Source organism: Blautia sp. HA3515 (genome assembly GCF_059933065.1).
Window position 1 is genome coordinate 1 of sequence record NZ_JAYFUY010000130.1, and the last position, 11,411, is coordinate 11,411.

Below are 11,411 nucleotides of genomic sequence, written 5' to 3' on the forward strand. Positions count from 1 at the left end.
CATATCCGATCACATCACTCATATCATACTTCCCGGCCGGCTTGCCTGCAAGGAATTTGGCTGCTTCTACAGCGCCCTTGCCGAATACAGCCTTGGAGTATGCAGTGTGCTTAAACTCGATCACTTCGTCCGGTCCTGCAAAGATCACTTCATGATCCCCTACAATGGTACCGCCCCGTACAGCGGAGATGCCGATCTCCTTTGGATCTCTTAACTCTCTGCGCTGGCTTCGGTCGTATACATAATGATACTCTCCGTCCATGGCCTCATTCAGACTGTCTGCAAGAGCAAGCGCAGTACCGCTGGGCGCATCAAGTTTCAGATTGTGATGCCTCTCTACGATCTCCATATCAAAACCTGCAGTTGCAAGGATCTTAGCAGCATCCTGGATCAGCTTCAGCAGGGTATTGATCCCAAGAGACATGTTGGCAGAACGAAGAACCGGGATCCTGCCCGATGTTTCTTCCACCTTTGCAAGCTGTGCTTCACTAAGGCCTGTGGTGCAAAGTACCAGTGGCAGGCTGCGGCGTACACAATAATCCATCAGCTGGTCTGCTGCCTTTGGAGAAGAAAAATCGATCAATACATCCGCCGGTGTATCACATGCTTCCATATCTGTAAAAACCGGATAACTGTTATTCCCATTATCTGCAATATCAATGCCTGCAACGATCTGAGCATTAGAATCCTTCTCTACCAAGGAGGAGATCACCTGGCCCATATGTCCATTGCAGCCATGCATAATAATCTTTACCATCTGTAAATCCCTTTCTGTCTTATGCAAGCTTAATCCCAAAATCCTTCAGTGCCTTTGCAAGACGTGCCTCATTCTCAGGCTCCATTTCGCATAATGGCATACGAGTAGGTCCTACCTGCATGCCCATAAGGTTCAGCGCTGTCTTGACAGGGATAGGATTCACCTCACAGAACAGTGCATTGATCAGCGGAATAGCATCCAGCTGGATCTTAGCAGCTCCTTTTACATCTCCTTCAAGGAACTTGGCAACCATGTCGTGAGTCTGCCTTGGTGCTACATTGGATAACACAGAGATCACACCTACTCCGCCAAGGGAAAGGATAGGCAGTACCTGGTCATCATTGCCTGAATAAAGGTCAATACATCCGTCTGCCATGGACATCATCTTGGCGATCTGGGACAGATCCCCGCTGGCAGCTTTGATACCAACAATATTCTTAACATCCTTTGCAAGAGAAACAACGGTAGCCGGTGCAAGATTGCATCCTGTACGGCTTGGTACGTTGTAAAGGATGATAGGGGTATCCGGCACTTCATTGGCAATGGCCGTATAATGCCTGATCAGCCCTTTCTGTGTAGCCTTATTGTAATAAGGTGTTACAAGAAGAAGTCCGTCAGCTCCATAGGAAGCTGCCTCCTTGGACAGCATAATGGCAGTCTCTGTACAGTTGGAACCAGTACCTGCGATCACCGGAATACGTCCTGCCACTTTGTCGATAGCAAACTTGATGGTCTTTAAGTGCTCTCCATGTGTCAGTGTGGAAGACTCGCCTGTTGTCCCACAGATGATCACTGCATCTGTACCGCCTGCGATCTGCTGCTCTAAAAGCTCTTCCAGCTTATCATAGTTTACCTTTCCATCCTCATACATTGGAGTTACAATTGCAACACCAGCACCCTTAAAAATTGCCATTAATCTTCCTCCTTATCTTTTTTGTATAAACTATGAGAAACACGCTCCGCGAGTTTCTCAAGTTATCGCGGCAGTCGCCAAGGTCTCGTGCAAGCACGGACTTTGGCTCGTTGCTCGCGTAAATCAGGGAATCCTGCATCCATGCAGATATCCCTTCCGTCAGATCATTTCTGTCTTCAGATCGTTTCTGTTATCAGATCGTTTCTGTTATCAGAGCATTTCTGTTATCAGATCGTTTCTGTTGTCAGAGTGGTCACACTGTCCACATAGGGTCTTAATGAATCCGGCATCATCCTTCCGGTCAGCACTACATGCATAGATTCATTCTTCAGTTTGAGAATATCTGTGATCATATCCAATGTAGCGATCCCATTGTCCAGAAGCCCCAGGATCTCATCCAGTACAAGAAAATCACATTCCTGGGTGGCAACTACCTTCCTGGCAAAATTCAGGCCATTCAGAATATTGCGCTTCTCCTCTGACTTCTCCTGTTCTGTCAGCTCCTCATAGCAGGTTTCCATTTTCTCGAAGCGGAAAATCTTAATATCCAGTTCATCCAGTTCTTCCAGAAAATCCAGTTCCCGACGTTCATTCCCCTTCAGGAACTGTATGATGATCACACTTTTGCCCTGAGTGGATGCCCGCAGACTCTGTCCCATTGCCAGAGTAGTCTTCCCCCGGCCACTTCCACAGTAAACCTCTGTTAATTCTCTTTCCATAATATTTCCTCTCGACGCTGCGTCCGGCAGGATCTCCCTGTCAGGAAAAGCTGCCGGTCAGTGACATTTTGCTGCTGTAAAATACAGGCGCAAATTACGCCATTTTCAAATAGTATCCTTATATTACCTCAGTTTCGCCAGAATTGCAAGCCTAGTAATCATTTTACCATTCGCATTAGACGGCATATCATTCTATGTACTCCAGCTTGCTTACAGAAATTTCATAAGCAGTCCGCTTTTCTGTTTCATTTTCCCCGGTGCGCTTCATATATTCCCTGCTCTGGATCCTGCCCCAGATCAGTACATGGCCGCCCACTTCAAAGGCAGAAGCGTATCTTGCATTTCTTCCCCAGCAAATGCAGGGGATATAATCTGATTTGCCATAGGGCCTGTTTACAGCCAGTAAAAGATCTGCGATCTCCCTTCCAAGAGGGGTTTTTCTGTAAACAGGAGGCTTACAGATATAGCCGTCCAGGAATATCTGATTGACCGGATCAGCCTCATCTTCTTCCTCCACAAATCTCAGTTTTCTCACAAAAACAGACAATACCAGCCGATTATGTTTTTCTTCATGTCGGTTATAGGACCGGAACTGTCCATGGATCTCTATGTATTCCCCCACATAGTCCTGGGTTACATCCACCAGTCTTTCCGAAACCATTACCGGAATCCTGTCCTCTGAATCACTTAGTCTTTTCACCAGCAGCTCCATGGTATAAAATCCTTCTCCGAAAACCTGGTGGCTGAAGGTAAAACCTGTTGCGATCTTCCCAATGATCCACACCTGATTGTTTTCAATAATTTTATCTGCCATAATGTAGCTCTCCTTCCCTTCACTTTGTGTGTTGCTGCCCTCTTGGGCGGGTCTATATTATGTATGTAGATAAGATCTTTTTTAGAACTAAAAAATCAGGAAAATCAAAAAAATCATTCCAACACCTTGTAATCTGCGAAAAATGTGGTAAACTGAAAAATCGGACAACTTATGAGAATGAAACACATTAATATAGAAAGAAAGGATTTCGATTTTATGAAGACCAAACGCGAAGATGTACGCAATGTAGCCATTATTGCCCACGTTGACCATGGGAAAACCACACTTGTGGACCAGCTTTTGAAACAAAGCGGCGTTTTCCGTGCAAATCAGGAAGTTCAGGAGCGTGTCATGGACTCCAATGATATTGAAAGAGAACGTGGTATCACTATCCTATCCAAGAATACTGCTGTTCATTACAAAGGTGTAAAGATCAATATCATTGACACCCCTGGACATGCTGATTTCGGCGGTGAAGTAGAACGTGTGCTTAAGATGGTAGACGGCGTCATCCTCCTGGTTGATGCCTTTGAGGGTGCTATGCCCCAGACCAAATTTGTTTTAAGAAAAGCTCTGGAACTGGATCTGCACGTGATCGTCTGCATCAACAAGATCGACAGACCGGAAGCAAGACCGAATGAAGTAGTGGATGAGGTACTGGAGCTTCTCATGGATCTGGGTGCTTCTGATGAGCAGCTGGACTGCCCGTTCCTTTATGCTTCTGCCAAGACAGGTCATGCAGTTCTGGATCTGAAGGACACACCGGAAAACATGGAGCCTTTATTTGATGCTATTCTGAAATACATCCCTGCTCCGGAAGGTGATCCGGATGCAGACACCCAGGTACTGATCAGCACCATTGACTACAATGAATATGTAGGCCGTATCGGTGTAGGTAAGGTTGAAAATGGCTCCATCGCCGTAAATCAGGAGCTTACTCTTTTGAACCACCATGATCCTGACAAGCGCCAGAAGGTAAAAATCAGCAAGCTGTATGAATTTGACGGTCTGAATAAGGTAGAAGTAAAAGAAGCTTCCATTGGTTCTATTGTTGCTATCTCCGGTATTGCACAGATCCATATCGGCGACACCCTGTGCGGCGGTGAGAATCCGGAAGCAATCCCCTTCCAGAAGATTTCCGAGCCTACCATTGCCATGAATTTCCTGGTAAATGACAGTCCTTTAGCCGGCCAGGAGGGAAAATATATTACTTCCAGACATCTTCGTGACCGCCTTTACAAAGAGCTGAATACAGATGTGAGCCTGCGTGTAGAGGATACTGAAACCACAGAGTGCTTCAAGGTTTCCGGCCGTGGTGAGCTTCACCTTTCTGTACTGATTGAGAATATGCGGCGTGAAGGTTTTGAGTTTGCAGTGAGCAAGCCGGAGGTTCTGTATCACTATGATGAGCGCGGCAAGAAATTGGAGCCAATGGAGATCGCATATGTAGATGTTCCTGAGGAATTTTCCGGGACTGTGATCCAGAAGTTAAGCGAGCGCAAAGGAGAACTGCAGGGCATGAGTACTGCCAGTGATGGCTCTGTCCGTCTTGAGTTCCATATTCCTTCCAGAGGTATGATTGGATTCCGTGGTGATTTCCTTACCTCTACCAAGGGAACCGGTGTGATCAATACTGAGTTTGATGGTTATGCACCTTACAAGGGAGATTTCCCATACAGAAAACAGGGTTCCCTGATTGCATTTGAGGCTGGAGAATCTGTTACTTACGGTCTTTTCGCTGCTCAGGAGCGTGGTACCTTATTTATCGGACCTGGCCAGAAGGTTTACAGTGGTATGGTCATCGGACAAAATGGCAAGGCAGAGGATATTGAGCTGAATGTATGTAAGACAAAGCATCTTACCAACACACGTTCCTCTTCCGCTGACGAAGCATTAAAGCTGACTCCGCCTAAGGTACTCAGTCTGGAGCAGGCAATTGAATTTATTGATACGGATGAGCTTCTGGAGGTAACACCAAAAAGCCTTCGTATCCGCAAAAGGATCCTTGATGCAAGGGATCGTAAAAGAGCTGCCTTTAAGAAAAATTGATTTTACAATTTTACATCCTTAAGGTCTGCTGCTAAAGGTTTTGGCCAGATGTAGTATATTCAAGTCGAGCAGCTGCGAGACTTGGCGCGTGATTCTGGTCAGCGTAAGCTGACATATTCTTTACAGAATCACTGCGCATCCTCGCGGAGCGTTTATCTCAGTCGGAGATTGGACTCCCACTGAGACGAACTTGCTGTTATTCACCACCTGAAAGAGGTGGGAGTCTTCTCGACTGAGATAAAAATACCCTGTGCTTTCCGCATGAGCTTTTGCGGAAGGTACAGGGTATTTTTACTTAGCTTTTTTTAATTCTTCTCTTCGCCTTGCAAGTATCCTGGGAAAGAAATGAAGAAACAGACAGGTAGTCACTGTGGCACTGATCACATCTGCCAGCGGCTCTGAAAGGAAAGCTGTATCTGCAGCGATCACCGCCGGAAGATCAGAAGTATACCTAAAAATAAAGTTTTACGGAACATAGAACAGAATAGTGCAAGCCGCACCTGCCCCAGCGCTGTAGATTCATCTACCAAAGGATACTGTACAGCCAACGGTATGATCATGGCTGAAAAAATCCGGATGTATCGTACAGATCTGTCCAGGAGCATTTCATCTTTGGTAAAAAGCGAAACATATAGCGGGGATACAGTAAAGGTTACAACCGTCATCAGCCCGCAGAAAAGCAGACACAATCCAACAATGCACTTCATTGCCTTCTTTACCCGCTCTCCATCCCCGCTTCCGTAATTATAGCTGATCACAGGCTGGCACCCTGAGAGTAATTCCGCCCAGAGGCATGGTGATCAAAAGCATATAGCTTTGTACGATGGTGGCAACAGGTTACAACAACATCCCCCTTCTTTCCCCCTCCATACCGCTGAAGCACAAGTATTCAATACCATCAGGATCACGCTGTCAAAGGCAATGATCAAAAATGGGGACATCCCGAAGGTAAGGATCCTTTTCACGGTTTTCCAGGAAAACCCTCCCCAGCCAAGACGTACCGGCATCTTTTTGCTGCGAGAAAAAGAAGCACAGCCACGCAGGATGCCATCTGGGAGATCACGGTAGCAGCCGCAGCCCCTGCCACACCCATGTGGAATACAAAGATGAATACCGGATCCAGGGCAATATTCAGGACTGCACCAAGGATCACCGTTCCCATCCCAAGGCCGAGATCCCTGTCCGATCAGATAGCTGTTCATGCCACAGGCCATCAGGGCAAAAAAAGTACCCGCCGTGTAAATGGTCAGGTAGGTATCAGCATATTCAAAAGTGGCATTGCTTGCTCCAAACCAAAGGATCGGCTTTTCCTTTGATAGAAGGAATACGATGGTAAGAACTGCCGACAGTGCAGTGAGCATCATGAATCCATTATTCATGATCTTTTTTGCTTCTTTTGTATTCCCCTCTCCCATACGCATAGCCATTAAAGGAGATCCTCCCAGGCCCACAAGGGTGCCAAAGGAGGACAATAATGTAATGATTGGAGCGCACACACCTGCTCCGGCCAGTGCCAGGCTGCCCACACCCATTCCAATGTACATACGGTCTACAACGGAATAAAGCACGCTTACCAGCTGGGCAAGCATAGTGGGAAGAGCCAGGCGCAGCACCAGTGCAGGCACAGGATCTTTACCAAGATCGTTGATGTGTGCCTTCTTTTTCTTTTTGGCGGTCATGATGTCAGGCAATTTTGAAACTCCTTTGCCAGCTTCGCAAACTGAGGCAGGGAATTGATAATGGTATCATATAAGATACACAGTATGCCAGACGTACATATCCTGGGCAGGCAAAAGAGCTGCCTGGAACCATCAGGATATTGTATTTCTTACCGGCTTCACAAAACTTCTTCTCATCTGCAACCGGTGACTTTACAAAGAGATAAAAAGCCCCTTCTGGTTTGATGCACTCAAAGCCCAGATCCTTCAGACCATTATAAAGAGCCAGTCTGTTCTTGTCATAAGCAGCCACATCTACCTCTGCATCCACACATTTGGCGATCACCTTCTGGATCAGGGATGGTGCATTCACACTGCCGATAATGGTTGGCAATGGCTGCTGCAGTGATCATCTCCTGGCTTCCGTCCGCTTCATCTGGAATCACCAGATATCCGATACGCTCTCCTGGAAGGGAAAGTGATTTGCTGTAGGAATATCCTACAATGGTATTATCATAGTATTTGGTCAATATACGGAACCTGTACTCCATCATAAGCCAGTTCTCTGTACGGCTCGTCAGAAATAAGATAGATCACTGTCCCATATTCCTTCTGCTTTGCCTCCATGATGGCAGCCAGCTTCTTGATGGTCTCCTCAGAATAAACAACACCTGTAGGATTATGTCAAGCATCGACGTCTATCACCGCCCTGGTGTTGGGGGTGATTTTCTCTTCAAACTCCTGAAGATTCGGCTGGAAGGTAGTGGTATCCGGTGAGACCTCCACCAGTTTTCCATCGTAATTCTGTGCATATGCGCCATATTCCAGGAAATACGGTGCAAATACGATCACTTCTTCTCCAGGGTTCAGAAGATAGTTCTTAAAGGCTACATTCAGACCGCTGGCAGGGCCAACTGTCATGATCAGGTTCTTTGCAGCAAAGGCTGTACCAAAACGGCGGTTCAGGGAATCTGCAATTGTTCTGGCGCACATCCTCAAAACCTGCATTGCTCATATAGCCGTGAAGTACAGTAGGATCTGTATCATTTACCAATTCAATAATGGCCTGGCGTACACAGTCCGGTGCCGGTACGCTTGGATTGCCAAGGCTGAAATCAAGAGCATTCTCCGCACTGTATAATCCCTCTCAAAACGGTTTCCTTCTTCAAACATCATACGGATAGCGGAATTATTTTTAACGTAAGGTTTCATTTTTTCTGCAATCATGGTTCATCTCCTATCAGTGACAATACCTCTTTTTCAATGCTTTTTTATTTAACTCCAGGAACTGCGGCTTAATATCGGCCTCCAGGATCTGCTCCCAGTGGATATGCTCCCAGCCCCATTGCACGGATGATGGTTCCCAGAAGGATCATATTGGCAGCCTTTTCATTTCCAAGCTCTCCTGCAAGGCGGGTAGCATCGATCACCTTTGCCTTCACATGCTTCTGGATCTCTTCCAAGAACATCCTCCGGATATTCCTCTTCTCCTGTGATCACAGACATGGACGGGATCTCTTCGTTATTTACTACAATATCCTCCGGTTTCAGATAATCCAGCGCACGCAGCGCTTCCATCTTCTCAAAGGAAACGATGATATCAGCCTTTCCTTTCTCCAATAACCGGAGACATTACCTTTTCTCCATAACGTACCTGTGAAGAAACGCTTCCGCCTCTCTGGGACATGCGACTGGATCTCCGCTCATTTTTACATCATATCCGGCCTCCATCAGACCTGTTGTAAGAATCTTGCTGGCAAGGATGGTTCCCTGACCACCTACACCTACTAATAAAATGCTTTTTGTCATGGTCACGCCTCCTCCTTTACAATGGCAGCCTTAGGGCATACCTGGGTACAAACATCACAGCCTACACACTGTGCTTTATTGATATGGACTTTCTTTGATTTTCTGTCATAGGACATAGCCGGACAGCCTGCCTTCAGGCGAAGACGGCAGCCTACGCACTTCTCTTCATCCACTTTGTTCTTTGTAACAAACAGACTGTCAAATTCTGCCTTATCCTCTTTGGAGAATTTCTTTAATGCACATGGCCAGCGGGTAATGATCACGGACGGCTCATCCAGTGCCAGGCATTTATCCAGCGTATCATCTACCTCCTGAAGATTGTTAGGATTGATCACATACACACATGCTTCATGCCGATAGCACACGCACCAGACTCCTCAATACGGATCAGGGTAGTCTCCTCACCTTTAGCTGTATAGCCTGGTCAATCCCGGATTATTCTGATGTCCTGTCATTCCTGTGATCCGTGCTGTCCAGGATGATATTCCACAGTATCGCTCTTATTGTACACTGTGTTGATCAGTGAATTGATGCCTGTATGGAAGAATGTGGAATCGCCAAGTACAGTAACGACTCTTCGGTTCACGCCTTCCATATTGAAGGCTCTTTGTGCCCCGTGTCCAAGGCTGATGCTGGCTCCCATACATACTGTGGAATCCATGGCACTATAGGGCTTTGCAGCTGCCAGTGTATAGCATCCGATATCGCCGCTGATCATAATGTCCTTACGCTTTCCAAGCCGGTAGAAAAGGCCTCTGTGAGGACAGCCGGCACAGAAAGAAGGCGCCCTGCCGATCAGCTTGCTGTGGTCAAAATCCATTACCTGGTTTTCTTTTCCTGTAATGCAGGCACGGATCACATCCGGTGTCAGCTCTCCATATGACGGGAAAAGCTCTTTACCGATGCAGGCACAGCCCTGCTGCTTTACGAATTCTTCAATATATGGATCATTCTCTTCCAGGATATAAACCTTATCCACCTTGGAACAGAAGTCTTTGATCAGACCTGCAGGCAGAGGATTGGTAAAGCCAAGCTTCAGATATAGAGGCTTCCTCTCCGAATACTTCCTTTGCATAGTAATAGCAGATACCGGAAGCGATCACGCCTACACGGGTATCCCCCATCTCCATCCGGTTAAATGGTGTTGTCTCGCTGTAAGCAGCAAGCTTCTCCATTCTTTTTTCCAGATTTCACACGCAGCTTCCTTGCAATAGCAGGAAGGCAGACGTATTTGGCCGGTCTTCTCCCATGTCTTAGGCTGCTGCTCTGCCCTGTCTGTCAGCTCAACAATGGATTTGGAATGACAGACACGGGTAGTCATACGGATGATAAACGGGGTATCAAATTCTTCGCCCAGATCATAGGCTGCTTTCACCATGTCAATACATTCCTGGCTGTCGGAAGGCTCCATCATGGCAATCTTGGCTGCTTTGGCATAATTGCGGTTGTCCTGCTCATTCTGGGAAGAAAACATCCCAGGCTCATCTGCAGTTACGATCACATTGCCGCCGTTTACCCCCATGTAAGCCCAGGTAAACATAGGGTCTGCTGCCACATTCATGCCCACATGCTTCATGGATACAATACTTCTCAGTCCTGCAACAGATGCTCCGATAGCAGATTCCATGGCTACCTTCTCATTGGGTGCCCACTCTGCATAAATCTCTTTGTATGTAGACAGATTCTCCAGGATCTCTGTACTTGGTGTTCCCGGATATGCAGATGCATAAGAAACACCTGCCTCATATGCTCCCCTGGCAATGGCCTCATCGCCGGTCATTAATTTCTTCATTTGCTACCTCCTAAATGGTTCTCTTAATACATGATTGTATACCTTGACACCTTATCGTGTCAACGCAAAAAAGTGACAGGTTTCCCTATCACTTTTTTACACTCAGCCGTACCAGTGCACGGTGAAGTTTTGCTTGTGCAAGTTTGTATTCCTGATCAGTCAAACCGCTTTCGGCAAGCTTTTCTTCTGCTTTTTGCTTTGCAACATCTGCTCGGTGGACATCTATGTCCTCCTTCCATTCCCAGGTGGTTGCCAGAAGACTGCAGCTGCCGTTCATCACAGAGATCATACCGCCGATACATGCGGCAGTCCTTCTGCTGCCATCTGCCATCACCACACTGGCTTCTCCCATGCCAAGGGCAGTGCAGAAATTACAGTGTCTGGCAAGAATGGCAAGATCTCCGGTAATACTGCGGCAGACCACACGTTCTGCCTCTCCTTCAAACAGAAGTCCGTCCGGTGTACCGATCCTTAAAGGAAATGTACTCATAGGCAGCCTCCTTTACTGATTCTGGCTCTTTGCCTTTTCCATTACATCATCAATGGTTCCGGCAAACAGGAAACAGCTTTCAGGGATCTGATCGCATTCCCCGTCAAGGATCATCTTAAAGCCTCGTAATGTTTCTTTCAGAGGAACATACTGTCCCTTCATACCTGTAAACTGCTCTGCCACTGAAAAGCTTTGGGACAGGAATCTCTGCACCTTACGTGCACGGCTGACAGTCAGCTTATCCTCCTCTGAAAGCTCATCCATGCCCATGATGGCAATGATATCCTGCAGTTCTTTATATCTTTGCAGCACTCTTTGTACTGCACGTGCGATCTCATAATGCTCGCTGCCTACTACCTCAGGGGAAAGGATACGGCTGGTGGAATCCAGAGGATCCACTGCAGGATAAA

At 46.8% G+C, this 11,411-nt stretch carries 15 protein-coding genes and 1 pseudogene; 1 reads left to right on the forward strand and 15 read right to left on the reverse strand.

Annotated elements, in window-relative coordinates; all coding sequences use genetic code 11:
* The 4 genes from dapB to R1Y93_RS11050 all read right to left on the reverse strand — a co-directional run.
* Nucleotides 1–757: 4-hydroxy-tetrahydrodipicolinate reductase (dapB, locus tag R1Y93_RS11035; RefSeq protein ID WP_500822834.1), on the reverse strand; the 757-nt coding region annotated here is incomplete at its 3' end.
* 19 nt (nt 758–776) lie between these two features.
* A complete protein-coding gene (gene dapA / locus R1Y93_RS11040; RefSeq protein ID WP_500822835.1) occupies nt 777–1,670 on the reverse strand; it encodes a 4-hydroxy-tetrahydrodipicolinate synthase in 894 nt (297 codons plus the stop codon).
* Nucleotides 1,671–1,897: 227 nt separating this feature from the next.
* Nucleotides 1,898–2,389 (reverse strand): cob(I)yrinic acid a,c-diamide adenosyltransferase, encoded by a 492-nt coding sequence (locus R1Y93_RS11045; RefSeq protein WP_500822836.1) that lies wholly within the window; start codon nt 2,387–2,389, stop codon nt 1,898–1,900.
* Nucleotides 2,390–2,576: 187 nt separating this feature from the next.
* Entirely contained in the window at nt 2,577–3,203 is a 627-nt protein-coding gene (locus R1Y93_RS11050) for a single-stranded DNA-binding protein (RefSeq protein ID WP_500822837.1), read from the reverse strand.
* Nucleotides 3,204–3,419: 216 nt separating this feature from the next.
* Here R1Y93_RS11050 and typA point away from each other — a divergent pair, with 216 nt between their 5' ends.
* Nucleotides 3,420–5,252 (forward strand): translational GTPase TypA, encoded by a 1,833-nt coding sequence (gene typA, locus R1Y93_RS11055; RefSeq protein ID WP_500822838.1) that lies wholly within the window; start codon nt 3,420–3,422, stop codon nt 5,250–5,252.
* 291 nt (nt 5,253–5,543) lie between these two features.
* Here typA and R1Y93_RS11060 read toward each other — a convergent pair whose 3' ends face one another.
* The 11 genes and pseudogenes from R1Y93_RS11060 to R1Y93_RS11110 form a co-directional block, all read right to left on the reverse strand.
* Nucleotides 5,544–5,681, reverse strand: a complete 138-nt coding sequence (locus R1Y93_RS11060; RefSeq protein WP_500822839.1) for a hypothetical protein — start codon at nt 5,679–5,681, stop codon at nt 5,544–5,546.
* Nucleotides 5,678–6,010: an MATE family efflux transporter gene (locus tag R1Y93_RS11065; RefSeq protein ID WP_500822840.1), complete on the reverse strand. Its 333-nt coding sequence runs from the start codon at nt 6,008–6,010 to the stop codon at nt 5,678–5,680. The genes R1Y93_RS11060 and R1Y93_RS11065 overlap by 4 nt, the downstream gene beginning before the upstream one ends.
* Nucleotides 6,011–6,052: 42 nt before the next feature.
* A complete protein-coding gene (locus R1Y93_RS11070; protein ID WP_500822841.1) occupies nt 6,053–6,943 on the reverse strand; it encodes an MATE family efflux transporter in 891 nt (296 codons plus the stop codon).
* Nucleotides 6,928–8,137: pseudogene (locus R1Y93_RS11075) on the reverse strand (pyridoxal phosphate-dependent aminotransferase). Before R1Y93_RS11075 ends, R1Y93_RS11070 begins: the two are co-directional and overlap by 16 nt.
* 68 nt (nt 8,138–8,205) lie before the next feature.
* Entirely contained in the window at nt 8,206–8,373 is a 168-nt protein-coding gene (locus R1Y93_RS11080) for a hypothetical protein (RefSeq protein WP_500822842.1), read from the reverse strand.
* Nucleotides 8,374–8,542: 169 nt separating this feature from the next.
* Entirely contained in the window at nt 8,543–8,719 is a 177-nt protein-coding gene (locus tag R1Y93_RS11085) for a 2-oxoacid:acceptor oxidoreductase family protein (protein WP_500822843.1), read from the reverse strand.
* Between the two features lie 2 nt (nt 8,720–8,721).
* Nucleotides 8,722–9,084 carry a ferredoxin family protein gene (locus R1Y93_RS11090; protein ID WP_500822844.1) on the reverse strand — a complete coding sequence of 121 codons (363 nt, stop codon included), beginning with the start codon at nt 9,082–9,084 and terminating at the stop codon, nt 8,722–8,724.
* Between the two features lie 86 nt (nt 9,085–9,170).
* Nucleotides 9,171–9,794: a thiamine pyrophosphate-dependent enzyme gene (locus R1Y93_RS11095; protein WP_500822845.1), complete on the reverse strand. Its 624-nt coding sequence runs from the start codon at nt 9,792–9,794 to the stop codon at nt 9,171–9,173.
* A 30-nt stretch (nt 9,795–9,824) separates the two neighbouring features.
* Nucleotides 9,825–10,511 (reverse strand): hypothetical protein, encoded by a 687-nt coding sequence (locus R1Y93_RS11100; protein ID WP_500822846.1) that lies wholly within the window; start codon nt 10,509–10,511, stop codon nt 9,825–9,827.
* An 88-nt stretch (nt 10,512–10,599) separates the two neighbouring features.
* Nucleotides 10,600–11,001, reverse strand: a complete 402-nt coding sequence (gene atpC, locus R1Y93_RS11105; RefSeq protein WP_173728761.1) for an ATP synthase F1 subunit epsilon — start codon at nt 10,999–11,001, stop codon at nt 10,600–10,602.
* A gap of 12 nt (nt 11,002–11,013) precedes the next feature.
* The coding region (locus tag R1Y93_RS11110) for an ATP synthase beta subunit C-terminal domain-containing protein (protein ID WP_500822847.1) at nt 11,014–11,411 on the reverse strand (398 nt) is incomplete at its 5' end.